This window comes from Exiguobacterium sp. ZWU0009 (assembly GCF_000798935.2).
GTDB lineage: Bacteria > Bacillota > Bacilli > Exiguobacteriales > Exiguobacteriaceae > Exiguobacterium_A > Exiguobacterium_A acetylicum.
Genome location: NZ_CP018057.1, coordinates 1,774,384 through 1,796,359, shown reverse-complemented (window position 1 = coordinate 1,796,359; position 21,976 = coordinate 1,774,384). Strand labels below are relative to the sequence as shown.

26 protein-coding genes are annotated in these 21,976 nt (G+C 47.0%); 16 read left to right on the top strand and 10 right to left on the bottom strand.

All coding sequences use genetic code 11. The annotated features are described in order from the left end of the window. The 3 genes from bglA (at window position 1) to L985_RS16790 (ending at window position 2,121) form a co-directional block, all read left to right on the top strand. Window positions 1–1,458, top strand: coding sequence for a 6-phospho-beta-glucosidase BglA (bglA, locus tag L985_RS09535; RefSeq protein WP_047394799.1), 1,458 nt, complete (start codon window positions 1–3; stop codon window positions 1,456–1,458). A gap of 105 nt (window positions 1,459–1,563) precedes the next feature. Further along, on the top strand, window positions 1,564–1,797 hold the full coding sequence (locus L985_RS16795; RefSeq protein WP_052169479.1) for a hypothetical protein: 234 nt from the start codon (window positions 1,564–1,566) through the stop codon (window positions 1,795–1,797). After that, entirely contained in the window at window positions 1,798–2,121 is a 324-nt protein-coding gene (locus L985_RS16790; RefSeq protein WP_052169478.1) for a DUF402 domain-containing protein, read from the top strand. A gap of 17 nt (window positions 2,122–2,138) precedes the next feature. Here L985_RS16790 and L985_RS09525 read toward each other — a convergent pair whose 3' ends face one another. Next, window positions 2,139–3,350 (bottom strand): MFS transporter, encoded by a 1,212-nt coding sequence (locus L985_RS09525; RefSeq protein ID WP_029341869.1) that lies wholly within the window; start codon window positions 3,348–3,350, stop codon window positions 2,139–2,141. A 130-nt stretch (window positions 3,351–3,480) separates the two neighbouring features. Here L985_RS09525 and L985_RS09520 point away from each other — a divergent pair, with 130 nt between their 5' ends. From L985_RS09520 to L985_RS09500, 5 genes are all read left to right on the top strand, one after another. Further along, window positions 3,481–4,053 carry a GNAT family N-acetyltransferase gene (locus L985_RS09520; RefSeq protein ID WP_047394796.1) on the top strand — a complete coding sequence of 191 codons (573 nt, stop codon included), beginning with the start codon at window positions 3,481–3,483 and terminating at the stop codon, window positions 4,051–4,053. Window positions 4,054–4,134: 81 nt separating this feature from the next. After that, window positions 4,135–5,145, top strand: coding sequence for a type I restriction endonuclease (locus L985_RS09515; protein WP_335583427.1), 1,011 nt, complete (start codon window positions 4,135–4,137; stop codon window positions 5,143–5,145). A 250-nt stretch (window positions 5,146–5,395) separates the two neighbouring features. After that, on the top strand, window positions 5,396–5,614 hold the full coding sequence (locus L985_RS17205; protein WP_023468485.1) for an AbrB/MazE/SpoVT family DNA-binding domain-containing protein: 219 nt from the start codon (window positions 5,396–5,398) through the stop codon (window positions 5,612–5,614). 24 nt (window positions 5,615–5,638) lie between these two features. Next, a complete protein-coding gene (locus L985_RS09505; protein WP_029341865.1) occupies window positions 5,639–6,139 on the top strand; it encodes a cation:proton antiporter regulatory subunit in 501 nt (166 codons plus the stop codon). A 3-nt stretch (window positions 6,140–6,142) separates the two neighbouring features. Next, window positions 6,143–7,363, top strand: a complete 1,221-nt coding sequence (locus L985_RS09500) for a cation:proton antiporter (RefSeq protein ID WP_035397077.1) — start codon at window positions 6,143–6,145, stop codon at window positions 7,361–7,363. A 50-nt stretch (window positions 7,364–7,413) separates the two neighbouring features. On the opposite strand, the gene L985_RS09495 is transcribed toward L985_RS09500, so the two are convergent. Continuing rightward, on the bottom strand, window positions 7,414–7,938 hold the full coding sequence (locus tag L985_RS09495) for a dihydrofolate reductase family protein (RefSeq protein ID WP_029341863.1): 525 nt from the start codon (window positions 7,936–7,938) through the stop codon (window positions 7,414–7,416). A gap of 83 nt (window positions 7,939–8,021) precedes the next feature. Here L985_RS09495 and L985_RS09490 point away from each other — a divergent pair, with 83 nt between their 5' ends. Both L985_RS09490 and L985_RS09485 read left to right on the top strand, forming a co-directional pair. Beyond that, window positions 8,022–8,930, top strand: coding sequence for a helix-turn-helix transcriptional regulator (locus L985_RS09490; RefSeq protein WP_047394792.1), 909 nt, complete (start codon window positions 8,022–8,024; stop codon window positions 8,928–8,930). Between the two features lie 56 nt (window positions 8,931–8,986). Beyond that, the gene (locus L985_RS09485; protein WP_023468480.1) at window positions 8,987–11,002 is read left to right on the top strand and encodes a Na+/H+ antiporter; all 2,016 of its coding nucleotides are present in this window, start codon (window positions 8,987–8,989) and stop codon (window positions 11,000–11,002) included. Window positions 11,003–11,094: 92 nt separating this feature from the next. Here the strand turns inward: L985_RS09485 and L985_RS09480 are convergent, their stop codons facing one another. Together L985_RS09480 and L985_RS09475 are read right to left on the bottom strand one after the other, a co-directional pair. Beyond that, a complete protein-coding gene (locus tag L985_RS09480; RefSeq protein ID WP_047394788.1) occupies window positions 11,095–11,538 on the bottom strand; it encodes an NUDIX hydrolase in 444 nt (147 codons plus the stop codon). Between the two features lie 156 nt (window positions 11,539–11,694). Next, window positions 11,695–13,110, bottom strand: coding sequence for an NAD-dependent succinate-semialdehyde dehydrogenase (locus L985_RS09475; RefSeq protein WP_047394785.1), 1,416 nt, complete (start codon window positions 13,108–13,110; stop codon window positions 11,695–11,697). Between the two features lie 193 nt (window positions 13,111–13,303). Between L985_RS09475 and L985_RS09470 the strand changes: the two genes are divergently transcribed. After that, on the top strand, window positions 13,304–14,551 hold the full coding sequence (locus L985_RS09470) for a polysaccharide deacetylase family protein (RefSeq protein WP_235609826.1): 1,248 nt from the start codon (window positions 13,304–13,306) through the stop codon (window positions 14,549–14,551). 37 nt (window positions 14,552–14,588) lie between these two features. Here L985_RS09470 and L985_RS09465 read toward each other — a convergent pair whose 3' ends face one another. Together L985_RS09465 and L985_RS09460 are read right to left on the bottom strand one after the other, a co-directional pair. Continuing rightward, window positions 14,589–15,386 (bottom strand): SDR family NAD(P)-dependent oxidoreductase, encoded by a 798-nt coding sequence (locus L985_RS09465; RefSeq protein WP_047394782.1) that lies wholly within the window; start codon window positions 15,384–15,386, stop codon window positions 14,589–14,591. 62 nt (window positions 15,387–15,448) lie between these two features. Then, window positions 15,449–16,216 carry an SDR family NAD(P)-dependent oxidoreductase gene (locus tag L985_RS09460; RefSeq protein ID WP_047394779.1) on the bottom strand — a complete coding sequence of 256 codons (768 nt, stop codon included), beginning with the start codon at window positions 16,214–16,216 and terminating at the stop codon, window positions 15,449–15,451. 118 nt (window positions 16,217–16,334) lie between these two features. Here L985_RS09460 and L985_RS09455 point away from each other — a divergent pair, with 118 nt between their 5' ends. Continuing rightward, window positions 16,335–16,964: a hypothetical protein gene (locus tag L985_RS09455; RefSeq protein ID WP_047394776.1), complete on the top strand. Its 630-nt coding sequence runs from the start codon at window positions 16,335–16,337 to the stop codon at window positions 16,962–16,964. Here L985_RS09455 and L985_RS09450 read toward each other — a convergent pair. Next, the gene (locus L985_RS09450) at window positions 16,952–17,806 is read right to left on the bottom strand and encodes a LysR family transcriptional regulator (protein ID WP_047394774.1); all 855 of its coding nucleotides are present in this window, start codon (window positions 17,804–17,806) and stop codon (window positions 16,952–16,954) included. The genes L985_RS09455 and L985_RS09450 overlap by 13 nt on opposite strands. Window positions 17,807–17,942: 136 nt before the next feature. Here L985_RS09450 and L985_RS09445 point away from each other — a divergent pair, with 136 nt between their 5' ends. The 3 genes from L985_RS09445 to L985_RS09435 are packed head-to-tail and all read left to right on the top strand — an operon-like array spanning window position 17,943 to window position 19,214. Continuing rightward, window positions 17,943–18,308, top strand: coding sequence for an ArsR/SmtB family transcription factor (locus tag L985_RS09445; RefSeq protein ID WP_052169477.1), 366 nt, complete (start codon window positions 17,943–17,945; stop codon window positions 18,306–18,308). Window positions 18,309–18,324: 16 nt separating this feature from the next. Next, window positions 18,325–18,783 carry an SRPBCC domain-containing protein gene (locus L985_RS09440; protein WP_235609825.1) on the top strand — a complete coding sequence of 153 codons (459 nt, stop codon included), beginning with the start codon at window positions 18,325–18,327 and terminating at the stop codon, window positions 18,781–18,783. A gap of 20 nt (window positions 18,784–18,803) precedes the next feature. After that, complete coding sequence (locus L985_RS09435; RefSeq protein ID WP_047394767.1) at window positions 18,804–19,214, top strand: DUF4362 domain-containing protein; 411 nt, start codon at window positions 18,804–18,806, stop codon at window positions 19,212–19,214. A 48-nt stretch (window positions 19,215–19,262) separates the two neighbouring features. On the opposite strand, the gene L985_RS09430 is transcribed toward L985_RS09435, so the two are convergent. Continuing rightward, the gene (locus tag L985_RS09430; RefSeq protein ID WP_047394763.1) at window positions 19,263–19,898 is read right to left on the bottom strand and encodes a homing endonuclease associated repeat-containing protein; all 636 of its coding nucleotides are present in this window, start codon (window positions 19,896–19,898) and stop codon (window positions 19,263–19,265) included. Between the two features lie 183 nt (window positions 19,899–20,081). On the opposite strand from L985_RS09430, the gene L985_RS09425 reads away from it, so the two are divergent. After that, the gene (locus L985_RS09425; protein ID WP_071908808.1) at window positions 20,082–20,792 is read left to right on the top strand and encodes a class I SAM-dependent methyltransferase; all 711 of its coding nucleotides are present in this window, start codon (window positions 20,082–20,084) and stop codon (window positions 20,790–20,792) included. On the opposite strand, the gene L985_RS09420 is transcribed toward L985_RS09425, so the two are convergent. Together L985_RS09420 and L985_RS09415 are read right to left on the bottom strand one after the other, a co-directional pair. After that, window positions 20,781–21,548, bottom strand: coding sequence for a nucleotidyltransferase domain-containing protein (locus tag L985_RS09420; RefSeq protein WP_047394760.1), 768 nt, complete (start codon window positions 21,546–21,548; stop codon window positions 20,781–20,783). The genes L985_RS09425 and L985_RS09420 overlap by 12 nt on opposite strands. Before the next feature lie 12 nt (window positions 21,549–21,560). After that, window positions 21,561–21,917, bottom strand: a complete 357-nt coding sequence (locus tag L985_RS09415) for a hypothetical protein (RefSeq protein WP_047394757.1) — start codon at window positions 21,915–21,917, stop codon at window positions 21,561–21,563. Between the last annotated feature and the right edge of the window lie 59 nt (window positions 21,918–21,976).

The window sequence follows — 21,976 nt, the reverse complement described above, 5'->3', positions numbered from 1 at the left end:
ATGAAGACATTACCAAATGATTTCCTATGGGGCGGTGCGTTAGCGGCGCATCAATTCGAAGGTGGCTGGAATGCTGGCGGAAAAGGACCGAGCGTCGTTGATGTATTGACGGCAGGAGCACACGGCGTTGCACGACGCATCACGGATCAGGTAGAGGAGAATGAATTCTATCCGAATCACGAGGCGATTGATTTTTATCACCGTTATAAAGAGGACATCGCCCTGTTCGCTGAGATGGGACTGAAATGTCTCCGGACGTCAATCGGGTGGAGTCGGATTTTCCCGAACGGAGACGAGGCGGAACCGAACGAAGAAGGACTGAAGTTTTATGATGACGTTTTCGACGAATTACTGAAATACGGCATCGAACCGATCATCACACTGTCGCACTTTGAGATGCCACTCCACCTCGCACGTGAATACGGTGGATTCCGCAACCGGAAAGTAGCGCTGTTCTTCGAAAAATTCGCGGAAGTCTGTTTCACGCGTTACAAAGACAAGGTTAAGTACTGGATGACGTTCAATGAGATCAACAACAAGATGGACGTCAGCAATCCGTTGTTCCTTTGGACGAATTCTGGTGTCCTACTTGATCCGAAAGAGAACGCGATGGAAGTCATGTATCAAACGGGGCATCATGAGTTACTCGCGAGTGCACTAGCTGTCGCGAAAGGGAAAGCGATCAACCCGGACTTCGAGATCGGAGCGATGGTTTCCCATGTACCGATCTATCCGTACTCGTCGCACCCGGAAGACATTCTGCTTGCTGAGACATCGATGCGTCAGCGTTACTTCTTCCCAGACGTTCAAGTCCGCGGCTATTATCCGTCTTACGCGTTAAATGAGTTCAAACGGGAAGGGTATGACATTCCGATCCTAGAAGGTGACGCAGAAATCTTACGAAACGGAACGGTCGATTATCTCGGATTCAGTTACTACATGTCGACGACCGTCAAACATGATGCTGTCGTCAATAACACAGGTAACATCGTCAACGGTGGTCTTGCGAATGGTGTTGAGAACCCATACATCCAGTCGAGTGACTGGGGATGGGCGATTGATCCGGTTGGACTCCGGTATGCGATGAACCGTCTGTACGACCGCTATCAGATTCCGTTGTTCATCGTCGAGAACGGTTTCGGTGCGATTGATACGATCGAGGATGGTCAGATTCATGATACAGCGCGGATCGATTACTTGCGTGCGCATATCGAAGCGTTCAAAGCAGCCGTGCTCGAAGATGGCGTCGAATTGATCGGCTACACGCCGTGGGGCGTCATCGACATCGTCTCCTTTACGACAGGAGAGATGAAAAAACGATACGGCATGATCTATGTCGACCGGGATAACGAAGGCAATGGATCGATGAAACGGATGAAAAAAGATTCGTTCGATTGGTACCGTCACGTCATCGAGACGAATGGTGCTGCGTTACACGGTTCAGAGACGGCAAAATGATGAAGTAAGGGGCAACGGAAAAAATCCGTTGCCTCTTTTTTTAAAGAATTAGAATGAAAAAGAAGTGGGGTATGGCACACTAAGGAAAAAACGGAGGACCGGTAAATGATCAAAAAACACTATGCCGATCGACGTGACTGGCGTCGCATCACACAACGACACTATGGTCATGAACAAGTAGAAAACGAAGTGTTCAACGGACATGTGACACTCCTTCAACTGATTGAAGTCACTTCACCGTTAGACGTCCGTTATGGTGACGAAACGATTCGAATCGCTGACGCTGGTTACGTCTGGGTACAACAATTCCCAAGGGAGGCTCATCATGCCGTGACCTAGATGTATGACGCCACAGGTCAGTTGGTACAAAACTATATCGATATCTGTCTTCGTACTGGAGTGGAAGACGGACGTATTTACTGGGAGGATCTGTTTCTCGATCTGATCGTTTTGCCATCGGGAGAAGTCTTGTTAGTCGATGTGGACGAACTGGAAGCAGCACGGGAGCAAGGGGACGTCTCAGAAGCGGAATACGCGCTCGCTTTAGCGGAAGCAAAACAACTGCAAAAACAACTACAAGACGGAACTTTTCCGCTCGTCGCACACGTTGAAGTAATGAAAGAACGGTTAGAATTGCAACTCAAACAGGGAACACCGCGTTGACGGGGTTCCCTGTTTTTTTAGGCATGTCGTTCTTCGTTGATCTCGTTCGTTGCGAAATACTGTTGCTTGCGCGGGAGGAGAACCAATCCAAGGAAACAGATCGTCACGATCACGAGGAGACCGGCAAATAGAATCGTACTGAAACGAATCGACCAGATGTCACCGAGCAGACCGATCGCGACGATCGCTAGAATCTGTAGCAGACTGACGCCGACACCGTATAGACTCGTAAAGCGTCCCATTAAGTGGAGTGGAATATTCGTCTGTTGGAACGTCAAGAAACCGGTTCCCGCAAATGCGTGAAAACTACCGAGCAACAAGAAACCAGTACAGACGATCGAAAACGAATTCGCATTCGCATACAGCATGTAACCGACAGCGACAAATACATAGCCGATCGTCAGCATCGTCCTAATCGAGAGCGTTTTAGCGTAGCGGGCGACGACCCAGCTGCCGGCGACGGAACCAATCCCAGTCAGGCTCATCAGTAAACCATAGTCGGTTTCCGATAACCCGATGCTTCGTTGTAAAAAGACGACTTCTTGCGTATCAAGTGCAAGTGTCGCGATCATCATCAGCATCGCGAGGATATACAATCCCGTCACGTAGCGTGCACTTTTGCTGAACTGATAGACAAGCCGCCAATCGGATATAATGTCTTGCAGCCGCATCCCTTGTTCGACCGAAGCAGTAAAACGCGGCAAGCGCATCAGCAGGACAGCTGATCCGAGGAACGAGACAGCGTTGAGCCAAATGGCAACGTCGGCAGAAGCAACATAGAGCAGTCCTCCAGCGAGAGCCGGACCGATCAAAAAGGCACCAGACGTGATCAGACTACGATAGGCATTAAATGACGTCCGATCGTTTTGTGGAACAAGCGTCGTGATGTAGGTCAACGTTGCCGGTTCGACGACCGCTTTGATGATAGCTAAGGCGATCAAGTCGATGTAAAGCAACGATAATGGTAGAAATGGCATGATACCGATTAAGAAAGCACGCAACAAATCAGTTTGAATCAACAGTCGACGTAAGTCGGATCGGTCGACCCAACTTCCTGCGAACGACTTGATGACGAGAGCGATGACCGGACTGATGATCCAAAGCGCAGCAACGGCTGACGCTGAGCCGGTCAAGCGATAGATGTAAACGTTGATCGCAACGAGATAAATGAAGTCACCAAACTGTGAAATACCGAGTGCACTTAAGAGCGTTCGTTCCCGAGAAGACATGACAGCATCCTTTCTTACATCATTTTCCAATAGTATACCAGAAAATTCTGATAACGTTTTCGTATATCTCTATACTTTTTATGGAAGAGTGGGTATACTTGGAAAAAATCAAAGGAAGAAGGGTTCGATCATGTTAACGACCATCGATTTATTTCAAGCTTTGCCTGTACTTGAAACGGAGCGACTCCGTTTGCGACCGGTTCGCATAGAAGATGCAGCAGATATCTATGCCTATACGAAAGATGAAGAGACGGCGCGATATGTCAGCTGGCATGCGCATAAAAGCCTCACGGACTCTGAGCAATTCGTCGAACATATCCTTCGCCAATACGAAAAAGGAAATCCGGCACCTTGGGCAATCGAAGAAAAAACGAGCGGACGAGTCATCGGGACGATTGATTTCATCAAAGTCTCGTTTGAGCAACAGCAAGCAGAACTCGGTTATGCGCTGTCGCGCGATTACTGGGGGAAGGGTTTGATGCCGGAAGCAGCAGCGCGTCTCGTACAGTACGGTTTTGAGACACTCGGACTCGAGCGCATTCAAGCCCGTTGTTTTGTTGCGAATGATGGATCAGCTCGAGTCATGGAAAAGATCGGCATGACGTTTGAAGGAATCTCGCGGAGTGCTTTATTCGTTAAAGAGCGTTTCTGGGATTTAAAGATTTATGCGATCATACGAGAAGATTATATTGAAAGGAAATAATGGTTATTTTATCTTTTAAAAGGATAAGTATTTATAATAGTGTATAATTAATACAACTAATATTTATAAGGGGTGGAACAAATGGAAAACTTCGCATTGGAAATTCGAAATATTTCACAAAGAATAAATCAAATGAAAGATTCAATCTCTACTGAAGAAGCTACCAAGACTGCTCTAATTATGCCTTTTTTTCAAATGCTTGGATATGATGTCTTTAATCCTGCCGAGTTCACACCAGAATATATTGCGGATGTTGGAATTAAAAAAGGAGAAAAAGTAGATTATGCAATCATGAATCAAGGAATACCGACAATCTTAATTGAGGCAAAGTCCATAAAAGAACGCTTAACAAAACATGATTCTCAATTATTTAGATATTTTGGTACTACAAACGCAAAATTTGCGATACTAACTAACGGAGATGTTTATAGGTTTTATGCAGATTTAGAAACACCAAATGTTATGGATTCAGTCCCGTTTTTTGAAATCACACTATCCACAATAAAGGATAGTGATATAAAAGAACTTCAAAAGTTTAAGAAACAAGAATTTAATGTTGATACAATTCTTTCTACTGCTGAAGAACTTAAATACTTAAATGCTATAAAAGATCAGTTAAAAACCATTTCAGAAACTCCAAGTGATGATTTTATTAAAATGTTAATACAAGATTCGTATCAAGGAATTAAAACTCAAGCAGTAATTGATAAATTTAGACCTATTGTTCAAAAGTCCTTCAACCAGTTTATAAATGAAAGTTTGAATGAAAAACTTAAAAATGTGATTTCAGGCGAACAAGAATCAACAATAGATTCAATGGAAAGAAATGTGGAGAATCATGAAACAACTGAAATTCAAAATGACATTCCTATTCCTAAATCAATTGAAACTACTCAAGAAGAAATTGAAGGATATGCCACAGTAAAGGTTTTATTAGGATCTGCAATTGATAAAAATAGAATTTTTTATCGTGATAATGCCAGTTATTTTAATATCCTAATAGATGATAGTAATAGAAAATGGATTTGTCGTCTTCATTTAAATTCTGTAAATAATAAGTACATTACTCTTAGAGATGAACCGAATATTTGAAATAAAATAAATCACGTTTACGAAATTGAAGATTTTAAGGATCGATTAATAAAAATCGTCGAAGATTTAATTAAACCAAAAATAAAAAGTGAATAGATATATACAATTCTCTGCATTCATTTTTGAATGCAGAGAATTTTTTAATTCAAAGCAAAACACTCGGAATAAGTTTAGAACTGTGTTACACTGGAAATAAGAAAAGTAAGGAAGTAAGGAATACAAGAAAAACACAGAAAGAAGGAAGTTCGTGATGGAGCTATCAAAGTTAACGTCAAAAGGACAGATCACCATCCCCAAAAAAATTCGGCAGGCCTTGCAAGTGGAGGAAGGAGATCGCGTGGCATTCATTGAGGAGGACGGGTTTGTCATCATGGCGAAAGCGGATTTGAAACAGCTGCATGACCTTCAAGATATATTGAGCGATGAGACGTTCAAGACACTCATCCACAAAGCAAATCATCATTTGTAAACCAAAAAAAGGAGGAAATAACAGATGGATATGCGAGAAGTAGATTTACCAGGAATCGGACGGAAGTTCGAAGGCATCACGACACGAGGAGATAAGGTGGTCGTCATCGTCCATGATGATGGACGACGCGAGATGCATCACTACGATGACGATGATTTTGATGAGAGCATCTCGAGCGTGACGTTCAATGACGCAGAAGCCCGTCAGATGGCAGGAATTCTCGGAGGATTATCCTATAAGCCGAAGGATCTCGAAAAAATTGAACTCGCGTTTGATGATCTCGTCATTGAATGGTTCAAAGTCGGTCAGGATTCAAAGGTCAACAATCGAACGATCGGTGAACTCGATGTCCGTAACCATTACGATATTTCAATCATTGCGGTGCTCAAGCATGACCGTTCAAAATCGCTCAATCCAGGACCGGATACACGCCTTGAAGCCGGTGATACGATCGTCTTATCTGGAGAGCGTCAAAACATCCGTCACATCACGAAAGCATTATTCTCAATCGAAGGAGGCGGATAAAATATGGATCATCTCATATTTGAAGTCGGTACCGCGCTTATCTTAGTGGCAATCGCGGCAGTGCTCGCGAACAGACTCAATTTCTCAATCATCCCGTTTCTAATAATTCTCGGGATGATTGTTGGACCGCACGCTCCGACAATCGGGATACTAGACTTCAAGTTCATTGAAAGTGCTGAGTTCATCAGCTTCCTCGGACGAATCGGCGTCCTGTTCCTTTTATTCTATCTCGGACTCGAGTTCTCGATCGGTAAGTTGATCCGGTCTGGAAAATCGATTGTCACGAGCGGAACGATCTATTTATCGATTAACTTTACCGGTGGTCTCTTATACGGGTTCATCGCTGGATTCCCACTCTATGAAGTACTCGTCATCGCCGGGATCATTACGATCTCCTCGAGTGCGATCGTGGCAAAAGTCCTCGTTGATCTTCGCCGGACCGGTAATACGGAGACGGAGTTGATTCTTGGAATCATCATGTTCGAGGACATCTTCCTCGCCGTTTATTTGTCGGTTTTATCGGGACTGCTTCTCGGCGGTGGGACGACGTTACTCGCGTCCCTTACCTCAATCTTGATCGCCCTCGGCTATATGTTGCTGTTCTTCATCGTCGCTCGGAAGGCAACACCGCTTTTGAATAAGATGCTGAAGATCGCCTCGGACGAAGTCTTCATCATCGTCGTCTTTGCTGCCTTGTTCTTCATCGCCGGATTCTCGGAAACGATTCATGTTGCAGAAGCAATCGGGGCGTTGTTACTCGGTCTCGTCTTCTCGGAAACTGATCAAGGTGAACGGATCGAACATCTCGTCGTCCCATTCCGTGATTTCTTCGGTGCGATCTTCTTCTTCAGTTTCGGGTTGAGTATCGATCCGACGATGTTACTTGACGCCGTTTGGCTCGCACTCGGTGCCGTCGTCATCACGATCATCGGAAACTATGTGGCTGGTATGATCGCGGGACGTAAAGCAGGTTTGTCACACAAAGCATCCTCGAACATCGGCTTGACAATCGTCTCGCGTGGGGAATTCTCGATCATCGTCGCGAATCTCGGAATCGCTGGTGGGTTGATGGACATCTTGTCACCATTCTCAGCCTTGTACGTCTTGATTCTCGCCATCCTCGGACCGTTGATGACGAAGGAATCAAAACGGATTTACAACGTCATGAATAAAATCTTCAAGTGGACGGAACCAAAAGAGAAAAAAACGAAGAAAAATGCCTGACTGATATAAACGAACAACCGGTTCGCTTTCCCGAACCGGTTGTTGTTGTTTTAAGTCAAGACTTCATACGTCGCCATCAGGAATTGTCCCGAATGGCGACTTGCTGTCAAACGAAGATTCGTTTCATTCGTCCCTTCCGGAAACAGCGGGATGCCTGTTCCGAGGATGACGGGTGCGATCGCCAGTTCAATCGAGCGGATGCGTTTTAAACGCAACGCTTCTTGAATCAATTCGCCACCACCGACAAGCCAGACGTTACCTTCGATCGTTGGCGTGATCCGGTCAAGCAGTTGATCGAGCGGTTCATCCGTATAGGTGACCGTCTCAGACGTTCGTTGCGTCCAACTATAGATATAACTCGGAATATCTGCGTAAGGGTATGTCTCGCTGAGTTGCAGGACCTCATCATATGTTTTTCGTCCCATGATGACGGCACCGACTTGATCATAGAACGCTTGATAACCATTATCCCCGTCTCCGGCAACGGCAAATAACCAATCAAGTGAACCGTCGAGTCTAGCAATTTTCCCGTCAAGACTACAAGCGATATAAAGAACGGTCGTAGGTTGTGACATCCATAATTCCTCCTTTTGCATCGTGTGACTTCATCTTAGCGTATAATGACGACAAAAGATGTCGTTATTTGAGGAGGAAATGTATGAATACGAGACAATGGCGTTTAGTCCGCTTGTTAAACCGGGGGGAACACTTCTCTGCACGGATGCTTGCGGAAGAATGTCAGGTGTCGATCCGGACGATTCAACGGGACATGACGGTACTTGAAGCAAATGGTTATCCGATCTACAGCGAACCAGGCGTAGCGGGGGGTTACCGGATGCTGCCGCACCGGAACATGCCGCCACTCGTCTTGACGGATGAAGAGACGATTGTCTTATTCATCCTTCTGGAATGGGTCGGACAGATTCCCGATTTTCCATTCGGTACGATTCGACAGGAAGTCGCTGAACGCTATGCGAACGAGTTACCGAAAATGACGGAGCAACAGATTGTAAAATGGAAAGACCGCTTTCGCTTTCAAGCGGTCGATACACCACCGTCGCCGCAAAATCCTGCGTTACTCGACTTGTTAGAGAGCGGACGGATGGGGAATATTCTTTATGAGACGACAAAAGGACGACACGTGATCGTCGTGGATCCGATCGGTATATCGTTCGAACAGAATCGCTGGTACTTCTATGGACAGACGAATCGAGGGTATCGCCAGTTCCGTGTCGATCGGATTAAAGACGTGACGCTCCATGAGTTGCCGGCAACCGAGTTAACCTTTTCAGATTTGGAGCAGGGTACGGCACACGTACCGATGACGACGGTGAAACTGGAAGTATCACCATTAGGCGAACGGTTGCTAGAGGGGATTTTACCGATTCAGTCGGAACGAACATGGTTGGTTCCGGAAACTGAACTGCCGTATCTCGGACGCCAATTGATGCGGCTCGGTCCGGAAGTGCGAGTCCTTGAACCACTCGAACTCCGGGAGCAGTTGATTCGTCAAGCAGAAGAAATGATTGCTGTGCAACGGTCCGATAAGGCGCTCGGACAGGATTGATTAAAAAACTATGTTAGGATATAGGTAGAAAGAAACAATAGAGGAAGGGGTTTTCCATGGAAACACTATCATTGATTTTATTGATGCTTGCGCTTATTTTATTGACGCAAGTCATCGGACATTACATCCGTTTCATCCCAACGGCTTTGATTCAAATCATTGCCGGAACCGTCGCCGCTCTCCTGATGAGTGGTTTGACGATCGAGGTCGAATCCGAGTGGTTCCTCCTCTTATTCATCGCACCGTTACTTTACAACGATAGTTCTCACTTCCCACGAGAAGATTTATGGCGGATGCGGACAGCGATCTTCGGGAACGCGATCATTCTCGTCTTGTTGACGACGATCGTCGGAGGGTACTTCATCAACTGGTTGATTCCAGTTATTCCAGTCGCTGCTGCCTTTGCTTTGGCTGCGATTTTATCGCCAACGGATCCGATTGCCGTCAACGGGATCGCGAAACGTGTCCAGATTCCAGAACAGATTCTGACACTCGTTCGCGGAGAGTCGCTGATCAATGATGCTTCAGGATTAGTTGCGTTCAGTTATGCGGTCGCTGCTGTCGTCACAGGATATTTCTCGCTTCAAAGTGCGACGACTGAGTTCTTCTACATGTTCATCGTCGGAGCATTGATCGGATTGACGATCTCACTCGCGATGAACTTTCTCAAGGTTCGCTTGCGTCGCGCCGGCATTGAAGATGTCGTCTTTTATGCCTTATTGCAAATTTTAACGCCATTCATAATCTTCTTCATCGCCGAAGAAGGGTTTCACGCGTCAGGCGTCATCGCCGTCGTGACAGGTGGTATCTTGCATGCCTTGATCAAAGAACGGACGGAAACGTTCTTTGCACAAGAGCAGACGTTGACGGATAACATCTGGACGATGATCGCGTATACGTTAAACGGGATCATCTTCTTATTGCTCGGTTTGACGTTACCAGAAGCGACACGCGAGATTTTTGCGGATGACGCGATCAACAACTGGCGTCTCATGCTATATGTCATCGAAATCGGTTCATTCATTCTCGCGATCCGTCTCGTCTGGACGATGTTCTTCAATTGGTTCGATCATCGGTTCTTTAAAAAAGAGGACCGCGATCATCGTCGACCGTCCTTCAAACAAGATTTAATCACGACACTGGTCGGGGTTCGCGGAACGATCACGATGGTCGGGGTCTTGTCATTACCGTTCTTGACGGAGTCCGGCGAAGCCTTCCCAGAACGCTCATTGATTATCTTCCTTGCAGCGGGTGTCATTATCTATACACTCGTTCTCGCAACGATTCTTTTACCGGTCTTGAACCGTGGTGAGGCGGCTACACCAATCGCACTCGACCTGAATGCCCAAAAACAACGGATGATTCGCCGTGCAATCTCAGAAATTAAACAAGTGACGGACGAAGACAATGCAGTCGTTGCGTTTGATCTCCTTAATGAGTATCATGTCATGCTTCGGTTACTTCGGGCACAGGAAAAAAGTCAGGAAGAGCTCGATCAATTCAATGATCAATTGAAAGCACTGCGACTGGAAGCCGTCCAGTGGGAAAAGGAAGAATCAAAACGTTTCGTCGCTGAGCACAAGGTGCCGGATCTGTTGAAGAAGGATGTCTTCCGCTCGATCGAAAACCGTCGTAAGGCGATCGGCAAGGATTCGCGTTTCCAAATCGTCCAACCGATTCGTAAATTGTGGTGGAAGCGGAAACGATCGAACATGTCGTCTGATGCGTTGATTCAAATGACACAAGTCGAGCATGAACTGTATGAAAAGGTAATGGGCACAGTGATCGAACGTCTCGAGAATTGCCGCTCATCTTATCCACCAGACGTCGTTCAAAGTGTGCTGGAGTTCTATAAACGACTTCGCTTCAAACATACGCGTTGGTCGTCGCCGATTGGCGGCAAGGACGTCGATCAGCAGAAGGAAGAACTCTGTCTGAAGGCCATCGAAGTTCAGCGTCTTGAAATTGCCAATATGTCAAAAGAAGGCGATCTCTCGAACGAAGAGGAGAAGGAATTACGCCGCTTCATTCACTATATCGAGAGTGTCGTTTTGTACGAATACGTTGAATAACGACTAGGCTGCTCGTTTGTCACAACGGATAGTATTTAAAAGGTGCACGTTTCTCTGAACAAGAGAACTGTGCACCTTTTGTTTGACTCGATTTAAATCATTTCTAGCGTCTTTTGGACTGCGTAGCGTTGATGTGCGTGGAATAAGCCTTCTATAGCAGAAACGGGATCAATCCATATTAGATGATGATCGTCTTCGATTGGGTCATATATGTTCTGCCCAGCATCGCAACGATAGAACTGCCCTTCGTTTAAATAATATGTCGTTTCATTTTGTGAATAGAAATATTGATTGGCTCGTCCGATGAAATCAACCACCGTAACATCTATTCCGGTTTCTTCTAATACCTCTCTTTTAAGACAGTCTTCATGCGTCTCATAGGTCTCGATACCGCCACCCGGAAGAAACAACTTACCGTCCTTTTTTTGAATGACGGCGATTTTACCTGTTTGATGGTCGAGTATGACCGCATAAACAGCAGGTCTTGTGATGTAGCGTTGATTCTGTTCTTTCTGTCCGAAGGTGATGACATTCATTCTTCCATCGCTCCTTTCCATAAAATCGTTCGATGTCAATCATACCTTAAATTTCGTATGCAAGTATGAGCCGTACAAAAACCCCTCATTTCGTTTTAGAAATGAGGGGTTTCCTAGGAGTGACGATCGTTTGCTTCAAACAAATCGTCTAATGGATTAACCGAGCGACAAGTATTTGACTTCGAGATAATCTTCGATGCCGTAGACGCCACCTTCACGTCCAAGACCACTCTCTTTGTAGCCACCAAATGGGGCTTGTGCTGCAGATGGCGCACCATCGTTCAGACCGACGATCCCGTATTCGAGTCGTTTTCCGAGCATCAATGCTTCATCGATGCGTTCAGAGAACGCGTAAGCCGCAAGTCCGTATGGTGTGTTGTTCGCCCGTTCGATGACTTCATCAAGCGTCTCAAAGACAGAGATCGGTGCGAGCGGACCAAACGTCTCTTCCTGCATGCAAAGCATGTCTTCTGTGACATTCGAAAGCACGGTCGGAGTGACGAAGTAGCCGACAGACTCGTCAATCGTACCACCAGTCAGGATCGTTGCCCCTTTTGCGACAGCGTCATCGATGTGTGCTTTGACTTTTGCGACGGCTTTCGCATTGATTAATGGACCAACTGTCGAGTCAGCGTCCATCCCATTACCGACTTGCAGTTGTTTGACGGCTGCTGTGAATTTTTCCGTGAATGCGTCAAGAACAGACGCTTGCACGTAGAAGCGGTTCGTCGCGACACACGCTTGTCCACCGTTCCGGAATTTTGAGCGCATTGCCCCTTCGACAGCTTTATCGAGATCCGCATTTTCCGTGACGATGAAGGGTGCGTGACCACCGAGTTCAAGTGATAGTTTTTTCATCGTATCGGCTGCTTGACGCATGATCAATTTCCCGACGGCTGTTGAACCTGTGAACGTGATCTTCCGGACGCGAGAATCGGCTTGCCAGACACCACTGATCGTTGCCGCGTCACCTGTTAGGACGTTGATGACACCTTTAGGGATACCTGCTTCCTCTGCTAATTCAACGAGGCGAAGTGCCGTAAACGGTGTTTCTTCCGATGGTTTAAGGACAATCGTACAACCCGCTGCAAGAGCCGGTGCAAGTTTACGTGTGATCATCGCTGCCGGGAAGTTCCATGGTGTGATCGCTGCGACGACACCGACTGGTTCTTTTTCGACGAAGAGTCGTTTTCCTGGAACAGAAGCCGGAATCGTTTCACCGTAAATCCGGCGTGCTTCTTCAGCGTACCAACGGACGTATTGATTTCCGTAATCGACTTCACCGAGTGCTTCGACGTACGGCTTTCCTTGTTCTGTCGTCATGATCCGAGCGAGTTCCTCACGGTGTTCGTTGATCAAGCGATACCAGGCATCGACTAAATTCGCGCGTGTGTCTGCTGTTTCATTTGACCACTTGACGAATGCTTCGCTCGCTGCGTCAACGGAACGTTGTGCGTCTTCCGCTGAACTTGCAGGAACATGTCCGAGCAGTTCTTTCGTTGCTGGGTCGTAGACCGGAATCGTTTCTGTCGTATCGTACCATTCACCATTAATTAAGTTCTTTTCAATCATCTTGTTGCACCTCCGTGAATTTCATTACGTCCTTTATTAAACACCTCAAGACGAGTGAGCGGAAGTTCCGCTTTGGATGGAAAGTCATAACGAAACGGAATGACTCAAAAAAGTAGTTAATCGACTGAACAATCGGGAACAGTTAGAATAGAGGGGGATGAAAACGTCAAAATTGATGAAGGAGTCGAAAAACATGAGACGGAACTGGATCATTGGCGGTGTGGCGCTGAGTCTGCTACTAAGTGGATGTGGGGAAAGCGAAGTCAGCGAGAAAAAGTCGGAAAAAACACGAGAGTCACAGCAAAAAAGACAAGCTTCGCAACAGGCATACATAGAAAAGACGATACAGCGTGCTGATCGTTACGCTGCCCAGTACGATTATGACCGGGCGATCAAAGTGTTGAAACCCGTCCGCGCAAAAGAGACGAATCTGAAAACGGAAGAATACGAACAGAAAAAGCAGGCGCTCTTACCTATGAAAAAAACTGTGCCACATCTCTTTTTCCATTCACTGATTGCTGATCCAAAACAAGCGTTTGACGGCGACCGAAAGGAGGCGGGATACGACGATTATATGGTGACGCAACAGGAGTTCGAACGAATTTTGGATGCATTGTATAAAAACGATTACGTACTCGTCCGACCGACGGATTTAGCAAAAGAAGCGAACGGAAAGATTGTCGAGACACCGGTTCGTTTACCAAAAGGAAAACATCCGCTCGTTCTCTCGCAGGATGACGTCAATTATTACGAATACATGGAAGGGGATGGATTTGCGAAGAATTTAAAAGTGAAGGATGGCAAAATCGTCAACACGATGGTCGGAAAGCCCGACGGCGCCTATGAACTCGTACCAATCGTCGATGCGTTCGTCCAGTCTCATCCTGACTTTTCGTATAAAGGCGCGAAAGGGTTGCTCGGCATCACAGGCTATAACGGAGTGCTCGGGTATCGTTCTTCTTACAATCAATATGGGCACAATGAAAAGGTCGAAACGGCACGAAAACAAGCGAAGCAGACCGCCGTCGCATTAAACAAGGACGGCTGGCAGTTCGCGAGTCATACGTACGGACATATTTGGGTCGGAAAAGAATCAGTCGCGACGATCCGCGCGGATCTTAAACGCTACAAACAGGACGTTGCCCCGCTGATTGGAAAAACGCCGCAACTGATTTATCCTTACGGCAGTGATGTCGGGGATTGGCACGATTATTCGGGTGAGAAATATCGTTTGCTCATCGATAGCGGGTTCCGGTATTTCTTCAATGTCGATGCGAGTCAACATGCGTGGAAGCAAATTGGTCCCGACTACTTCCGCCAAGCCCGGATCAACGTTGATGGGATTCGTTTACGCCAAGCCGTTGCTGGAAAGACGAGCGTACTCGATCCATTCTTTGATGCGAAAGAGGTCTTTGATTCAGTACGACCGGAACGGAAGTGAGTGATCGAAAACTATTTGAAATCATCGATTAAAGAAATTAAAACGGTAGTGGCTGCGTTCCGTCCTGATCCGTAAATTGATAGGTCTTCGCGAGATTGGCAACGAAGACGGCTTGTCCAGAATAACGTCTAACATCTTCATCCGCCATCAGCGCTGTAACGGCTCGTCCGATATAGGTCGTCGATTCAGTCGTGGCACTCGCGAAACCGGCATCGACAACCCGTTCCGTTCGCATGAAACCGGGGCAGAGCGCGATGACAGAGATATTCGTTTGAGTCAGCTCTTGCGCCATGACGTACGTCATCCGATTAATTGTTTGCATTGCCAAATCATAGTAGAGGTTTCCTGCAACCTGATCTGGAGCGAATGACGTCAAATTGATGACGAGTGCGGCTGGACTTTGTTGCAGTAATGGCATCGCGGCCCGAATCGTCCACAAATACGCTTTTGGTCCGGCAGACATCATCGCGTCCCAATGCTCCGGTGGTCGCTCCCAAAACCGTCGTCCGGTTCCAGACGGTAAATGGCTTTCCGAACCACCGAACACACAATTGACGAGGAGATTGATTCGACCATGTCGGTGCTGGATCTGCTGAATGAGACGATCGATATCGTCAAGACTCGTATGGTCACAAACGATGGGGATGCCAAGTCCGCCGCGTACCGTGACACCAGCAGCCGTCTCTTCGATCGTTTCGCTTCGATGATCCGTCGTCTGTTCATTCGTACTTCGTCCCGTGACGTAAACGATCATTCCGGCGTCACCTAAGGCATAGGCGATGCCACGTCCGGCGCCACGGGAGCCACCAGTGACGAGTGCAATACGTTTTGACATGATGAAGCTCCTTTCAGATACGAGAAGACGGATGGGCAGATGCGCATCCGTCTTCTTCTGTCTTAAAAACCTTTAATCGTCATCCCACCATCGACATAAAGCGTTTGCCCGGTCACGTAACGGGCAGCGGCAGACGATAAGAAGACGGCTGGTCCAACCAGTTCTTCTAATTCACCGACCCGCCCGAGTGGTGTCACGTCAACGATCTCTTGCAGGTATGTAGAATCTTTCAGCAATGGTTCCGTTAATGGTGTCTTAAAATACCACGGTCCGATCGCATTGACGCGAATGTTTCGTGGTCCCCATTCAAGCGCCAGTACTTTCGTCATCTGAATCATCGCCGCTTTCGTCGTCGCATATACGACGCCGGTCCGTAAGGCGACGTGACCAGCAACCGAGGCGATATTCAGAATGCTTCCACCTGTCTCCTGCATCCGTTTACCGACTTCTTGAGCGAAAAAGAAAGCGGATTTCAGATTAGTCTGTTGGATCGTTTCCCACTCGTCTTCTGTTACATCGAGTGCCTTCGAACGAATGTTCATCCCAGCATTGTTGACGAGCCCATCAATCTGCGGTACTTGTTCGTAAGCACGAGCTACCGTCTCGACGACTTGTTTCCGGTCAGTGATGTCGCACGGGAATATGTAAGCCGTTCGACCAAGTCGTTCGATTTCTTGTGCCGTCTCCGTCAAATCGCGTTCCGTCCGGGCGACGAGAATGATGTCGGCACCGGCTTCTGCCATTCCGATGGCGAGCGCACGTCCGATGCCTCGACCAGCTCCTGTGATGAGAAATGTCTGATCGGTTAACGAAAAACTTGGAAGATACATGATGTCACGTCCTTTTATTGAGAGTCATCACTTACTCTAATGAAAAATTGACTGAAAAGAAAGAAAAATCACTCCAAGGTAGAGTGGAGATGGTAAAATATTGAAAAGGAGGGATGAGATGAAGCGTGGTTTAGTTGTGACATTATGTATAACACTCGTGAGCCTTGCTGCTATTCAACTAGTCGGTACAGAAGTCTATCGTTATTTCTTTTATGATCCGGCAACCTATCAAGCCCGATTTATGGTTGATGGAGGCGGGAAAGAAGAAGGAAAACCGACCGAGCAAAAAATGGACATCCAAAGCGGGGGATTTGCGGATAAGGATGCCTTAGGTGTTGCTACCTTTTACGGCGTCATCGGTCTTGTCATACTACTGATTGTCATCTTTAGTGTGCGTTATTTCTTGAAGCGTTTGCGAAAACGACGCAAACGAGAGAATGTAATCGACGATTTAATGCAGCCGCCGCCGGTGTTTTCCCCAAATCGTTCGACACGACAAACACTTGTTGGTGAAGAATCAGAGTCAGAGATTCGCCGTCTGTTACAAAAGTTCGATCGGCAACTGACACGACAAAAACGCCGCCGCTCCGAAGAGACGGTCGGCGAATGGTTACAACGGATTGATGTCACGCTTGATCCATCGATCTACCATCTCGTCCGGTACGGTGACACACCGGATTCGGCGATTTCACAAGATCAAGTCGATGGGCTGAGGCATGAACTACAAGTGCACCTTCAGCGCGACTGACCAAGTAAATCAAGCAGAATCGCATGATGAGAGGCGTCCCGTGAGACGAGTGACAATTCACGGACGACATCAAACCCGTCGACCGGTAACGTCTTGATTTCTGGGGATAGTCCGTCTTGGAAAATCTCCGGCAACAGGGCAATACCGAGCCCTGCACGGATGAAACCGAGGACGCTTGAACCGAATTCCATCTCGTTTTCTGCTTGGTAGACGGCACCTCGCTCGATGAACGCGTCCTTTAGGATGTTCGTCGAATCGCAATCGATCGGAAGCGACAAGAAAGAGGCGTCACGAATTTGCTCAAACGCCACAGACGTACAGCCTGTGAATCGTTCATCGTCTTGATGGACATAAAGTAAAAAGTTCTCCGTATACAAATGGGTCGTATGATACGGATGGACATGGTGACGATCGTCGAGTAAGACAGCATCGTATCGGCGTTCTTCAAGACCTTGCATCAAATCGATCGTCGTATGCGCCGTCTTCAACTTGAGATCTGGTGCTGTTGCTTGACGCGAGACGTGACGCGGGAGATACGTCATCGCGACGCTTGGCCATGATCCGAGCGTTAATGTCGTCCGTTCGTCGATCGTACCGATCCGTCGTTTCATCTGATCGATCCGATCAATCAGTTCACGACTCTCTTCAAAGACGATTTCGCCTGCTGGCGTCAACGTGACACCATGTGCCGATCGGTGTAACAAAGAGACATCAAGCGCACTCTCAAGACTTTTGATTTGTTTACTTAACGCCGGTTGCGTCATATGCAATACTTCGCTTGCTTTCGTCAGGCTGCCGGTCTCCGCGGTGACGAGGAATGCTTCCATCCATTCGGTCTTCATTGGTTCACGCTCTTTTCATACAGGTTGTTTAGAACGTACGTCATTTGAACGCATCTGACAATCATTTTGCATTTTTTATATTCTTAGTTTAGAATATTCCGAATTGGGAATATATAAAATAAAGAGGTGAACGGATATGAACGATCGGATACCAATACGATTCTCAGCACTCGGAGACGCGACACGGCTCCAACTGATCGAAGCGTTACGAAACGGTCCTCGCTCCGTCAATGAGTTAGCTGAACAATTACAGTTACGCCAACCGCAAACCTCGAAGCATTTGAAGCTGTTGCTTGACGCGGAACTGATCACTGTCGAACGACAGGCGAATCGTCGCTTGTATAGCCTTCGCCCAGAAGCGTTTCGAGAACTCGTCATATGGAGCAACTCGCTAGCGCAAATGGAAGCCCGCATGCATCGTTTAGACGCACATTTGAAGCAGATTCAGTCGAACGTGAAGGGAGACGGGACGAATGAAAAAGGAATTGAAGACTTCAATTGAGGGGAAGACGCTACGAATGGAATGGACGTGTGAAGCGCCGCGAGATAGCGTCTTTGCCGCATTTACGGAAAAAGAACAGCTTGAAGCGTGGTGGGGACCGGAAGGCTGGGAGACAACGATCAAGACGTTCGAATTTCAACCGGGTGGTATGTGGCATTATTGCATGCGCTGTGTTGATCCGGCGCAAGGTGACTTTTACGGCATGGAGTCGTGGGGGAAAGCGATTTTCAGAAACATCGATGCTCCGAACACGTATAGTCATGCCGATTACTTCTCGGACGCGTCAGGGGTGATCTCTGAACATTTACCAGGAAGCGAGAATGTCACGACATTCATTGACCATGGGGAGACGACGTTGATCGTCTTCGAGTCGACCTATGAGACAGAAGAAGCTGTGCAAGAAGTGCTCGGTATGGGGATGAAGGAGGGCTTTACGTCGCAACTGTATCGCCTCGATCGTCTATTAGCGAAATAGTGAGAAGGAGTCGGTGAGTGATGCGAAAGCTCTGTCTTGTGGTATGTCTGCTTTGTTTAGCCGGTTGCGGAACGTATACGATGGAAGAGGAGAAGAAGAATGGCGACATCATTGTCCAGAAGGATGTTGCGAACAGAGACCGATTCGAGTCCTTTTTGAAAAAGTCAACGCAAGGCAAATCGGATCAGATTCGCATCACGGCGTTTACGACTGAAGGTGATCCGGTGTTGTATGACATCAAGTATGATGGCAAGTCGTATCACTATACGTCCGATTCATCGCGTGATCAGTTCGGTACGACAGACATTGATCGCAAAAACGAAGTCTGTCGACAACTCGACAAGACGATCGTGAAGCAGAAGGCAACCTATACGTTACGTAAATGCGCTGAAGGAGAGGATCATGAGCTGCTACGATTGCCAAAACAATAATCAAAAAGGATCGTGTCCCGTCGAATCAATCAGCGGGCACGATCCTTTTTATTCGATCTCGAGACGACGTAAAGCTTCGCGCCAACTGGAGAAGCGTTCAATCAACAACGTCAGTGAAGGTGCTTGATGCGCACGCGCCCACTTAGCATATTGTTGACTCGTCAGAAGCGGTCCATGTGTGGCTGCAGCTTGTTGAAGAGCATCTAAGCAGTCTTGATCGGTGAAGAAGCCGTTCGAGGTGAGGTCGAAGTGTGCTAAGGCATTTTTCCACGTGCCGAAACGACGAATGATCGTATTCGCACTTAGCATCTCTGGATGTAGATCCCGCAATTCCGTGTAGGAGCGAATCGTCATGTTCGTTCCTTTTTGTGCGACATAAAAGGCGACGCTCTCTTCGATCGACCACCGTTTCGTTCGCTTGACCGCAGCGGGACGGTTTAATGTCATGCGATCTTTCGTCGATAAGTGGGAAGCCTTGACGATCCCTGCTCGTTCTAACAGGTGTGCCCACGAACCGAATCGGGCATTGATCTCTTCAAGAGAAGGATAAGGAAGTTGAGCTGCTAACTTTTGATAATGGGTAGCTTTCATAGGTGAATGGTGCATTTGATGAAGACCTTGAATCAAGCGGATGATCTTCTCATCCGTTGATAAGGTGGAAGTGGAAGTCGGATGTTGACGCATGCAAGATATCTCCCTTTTGAATGGTTGTTTCAATTAAAGGCTAGTGTAGCATGAGCGATTTCGAGAACATACTAACAATATCGTAAGGTAAGAAAAATAGCGCATTTTCATCTTTGAAATACAGGAGAATCAGAGATGAAACGCGAATACATTATTATAGAAGAAAAGAGGGGGAACTGATCAATGACAGAAACAGAAACGATTGATACGATGGAGGATATTTTAAAGATGCTCGACGCGCGATTGCGTGAACCAGAACCGTTTTGGGACAGGTTTTATGAAGATCGGACGAAACCGGTCCCGTTTTTTAAGAACATTCCTGACGAGAACTTAGTTCGCTATATCGAACAGGGATGGCTCTCACCGGGTGACGCGTTAGATCTCGGGACAGGACCGGGACGTAACGCGATCTACCTCGCAACACACGGTTTTTCGGTGACGGGACTCGATCTTTCAGCAACCGCGTTAGACTGGGCAACAGAACAAGCACAACAGACTGGAGCGCATGTTGCGTTTCGAAAACAAGATTTTCTAAAGACGACCGAACAGAATACATATGATTTCATTTACGATTCCGGCTGTTTTCATCATATGGCGCCACATCGACGTTTGACCTACGTGACGCGAATAAAAGAGATGTTGCGGCCAGGAGGATATTTCGGATTGACGTGTTTTGTTGCGGGTGGTCCGCTAGGCGGGGCGACATTGACGGACTGGGAAGTCTATCAAGAAAATAGTCTCCATGGCGGACTTGGCTATACGAAAGAGCGATTACTCTCCATATTCGATGCATTCGACGTCATCGAACTAAAGGAAATGAAACCCGTCGACAATCCAGAGGCATTATTTGGTCATGTTGGACTGTGGACTGGTCTGTTTCGATTAAAGGATTGATTCGTCCTGCATTCGAGACGCGAACCAGTCTACAAAGTAGTGGACATCCTCTAGCGAAACGATTTGGTGTGTATCGTATGCAGCGAACAGTGACAAAAAGCGCGGTTCGTCAGGGAAATAATGAAGCAAGATTGGGCGGAGTGTCTCTAGGTCATGTACGAAGCTTTGATCGTCTTCTAGAATAAGGTGATAGGCGCTCCGAACAATCTGTTTCACGATCGAATCGGAATGAAGCAAAGCGACCTGACTTGTTTCTAAGAGAAATAAATCCGTTTTTAACTGCTCATATACTCCACTGTTTAACGCGAAGCCAAGAGCGCTTGTCGGACGAAGGGATGGAAATCGACTTTGGAGATTTTCGCCTGCCAAAAACAAGTTGACGGATTTCAACCAGACGCCCCAGCGAAGTGCTTCGTCATCCCGTATGACGTCGCCAAGCAGACCGATGTCATAATCGATTTTGGTGACGAATGGATAGTCCTTCAACCAGTCTTCTGTCCGTTCATCTAACTGCATGTGTTCTTCTTCCGTCAACGGTTCTGTCAAAATCAGTGTAAAATCGAGGTCGGATTCAAAGGGACGCGCCGTTCCTTTGGCGACGCTGCCATACAAGTACACGCCATGAAACGCGGATAAGGTTTGTACATAGGCGACGACGTCCTGACTCACGGCACGATAACGGACAGGAATCGCTTCAGCGGAAGTTGGATTGTGGATGTAGCCATTTTTCGTGCCCAATGTCGTTGGATACTGCATCTGTCTTCCTCCTCATCCTTCAGGAATGGATTGATAGCGATACCACTTCTTGTTTTGCTGCACATATAAAAACATCGTATCATCTTTTTCTTGATAGATGACCGTATCGCTATTAAGACGAGTTGCCATGCCGTCCTTGAGCGTCTTTTCGGATGCTATTTTTTGAACACGTGGACCAGGAGTCAAAGAAAGAATCGAGACGGTTACGACCTGATCTAGTCGATACACGCGATCGTTCAAGCGGATGACGTCTTGATCTTGTTTAATGGCATCCGCCGCGATGAGGTCCGTCGTTGTCATCGTCGTCTCCGCTAAGCATCCACTGAGAAAAAGAATGACCAATACGATAGTAGCTAACGTTTTTTTCATGAAACACATCTCTTTCTCTATTAATATATCGTGTTTTACGATATATTCGAATTATACGA

What these genes read in the sequence shown, in the direction of transcription:
- bglA (WP_047394799.1), top strand. Translation starts at nt 1, where the DNA reads ATGAAGACATTACCAAATGATTTCCTATGGGGCGGTGCGTTAGCGGCG.
- L985_RS16795 (WP_052169479.1), top strand. Translation starts at nt 1,564, where the DNA reads ATGATCAAAAAACACTATGCCGATCGACGTGACTGGCGTCGCATCACA.
- L985_RS16790 (WP_052169478.1), top strand. Translation starts at nt 1,798, where the DNA reads ATGTATGACGCCACAGGTCAGTTGGTACAAAACTATATCGATATCTGT.
- L985_RS09525 (WP_029341869.1), bottom strand. Translation starts at nt 3,350, where the DNA reads ATGTCTTCTCGGGAACGAACGCTCTTAAGTGCACTCGGTATTTCACAG.
- L985_RS09520 (WP_047394796.1), top strand. Translation starts at nt 3,481, where the DNA reads ATGTTAACGACCATCGATTTATTTCAAGCTTTGCCTGTACTTGAAACG.
- L985_RS09515 (WP_335583427.1), top strand. Translation starts at nt 4,135, where the DNA reads ATGGAAAACTTCGCATTGGAAATTCGAAATATTTCACAAAGAATAAAT.
- L985_RS17205 (WP_023468485.1), top strand. Translation starts at nt 5,396, where the DNA reads ATGGAGCTATCAAAGTTAACGTCAAAAGGACAGATCACCATCCCCAAA.
- L985_RS09505 (WP_029341865.1), top strand. Translation starts at nt 5,639, where the DNA reads ATGGATATGCGAGAAGTAGATTTACCAGGAATCGGACGGAAGTTCGAA.
- L985_RS09500 (WP_035397077.1), top strand. Translation starts at nt 6,143, where the DNA reads ATGGATCATCTCATATTTGAAGTCGGTACCGCGCTTATCTTAGTGGCA.
- L985_RS09495 (WP_029341863.1), bottom strand. Translation starts at nt 7,938, where the DNA reads ATGTCACAACCTACGACCGTTCTTTATATCGCTTGTAGTCTTGACGGG.
- L985_RS09490 (WP_047394792.1), top strand. Translation starts at nt 8,022, where the DNA reads ATGAATACGAGACAATGGCGTTTAGTCCGCTTGTTAAACCGGGGGGAA.
- L985_RS09485 (WP_023468480.1), top strand. Translation starts at nt 8,987, where the DNA reads ATGGAAACACTATCATTGATTTTATTGATGCTTGCGCTTATTTTATTG.
- L985_RS09480 (WP_047394788.1), bottom strand. Translation starts at nt 11,538, where the DNA reads ATGAATGTCATCACCTTCGGACAGAAAGAACAGAATCAACGCTACATC.
- L985_RS09475 (WP_047394785.1), bottom strand. Translation starts at nt 13,110, where the DNA reads ATGATTGAAAAGAACTTAATTAATGGTGAATGGTACGATACGACAGAA.
- L985_RS09470 (WP_235609826.1), top strand. Translation starts at nt 13,304, where the DNA reads ATGAGACGGAACTGGATCATTGGCGGTGTGGCGCTGAGTCTGCTACTA.
- L985_RS09465 (WP_047394782.1), bottom strand. Translation starts at nt 15,386, where the DNA reads ATGTCAAAACGTATTGCACTCGTCACTGGTGGCTCCCGTGGCGCCGGA.
- L985_RS09460 (WP_047394779.1), bottom strand. Translation starts at nt 16,216, where the DNA reads ATGTATCTTCCAAGTTTTTCGTTAACCGATCAGACATTTCTCATCACA.
- L985_RS09455 (WP_047394776.1), top strand. Translation starts at nt 16,335, where the DNA reads ATGAAGCGTGGTTTAGTTGTGACATTATGTATAACACTCGTGAGCCTT.
- L985_RS09450 (WP_047394774.1), bottom strand. Translation starts at nt 17,806, where the DNA reads ATGAAGACCGAATGGATGGAAGCATTCCTCGTCACCGCGGAGACCGGC.
- L985_RS09445 (WP_052169477.1), top strand. Translation starts at nt 17,943, where the DNA reads ATGAACGATCGGATACCAATACGATTCTCAGCACTCGGAGACGCGACA.
- L985_RS09440 (WP_235609825.1), top strand. Translation starts at nt 18,325, where the DNA reads ATGGAATGGACGTGTGAAGCGCCGCGAGATAGCGTCTTTGCCGCATTT.
- L985_RS09435 (WP_047394767.1), top strand. Translation starts at nt 18,804, where the DNA reads ATGCGAAAGCTCTGTCTTGTGGTATGTCTGCTTTGTTTAGCCGGTTGC.
- L985_RS09430 (WP_047394763.1), bottom strand. Translation starts at nt 19,898, where the DNA reads ATGCGTCAACATCCGACTTCCACTTCCACCTTATCAACGGATGAGAAG.
- L985_RS09425 (WP_071908808.1), top strand. Translation starts at nt 20,082, where the DNA reads ATGACAGAAACAGAAACGATTGATACGATGGAGGATATTTTAAAGATG.
- L985_RS09420 (WP_047394760.1), bottom strand. Translation starts at nt 21,548, where the DNA reads ATGCAGTATCCAACGACATTGGGCACGAAAAATGGCTACATCCACAAT.
- L985_RS09415 (WP_047394757.1), bottom strand. Translation starts at nt 21,917, where the DNA reads ATGAAAAAAACGTTAGCTACTATCGTATTGGTCATTCTTTTTCTCAGT.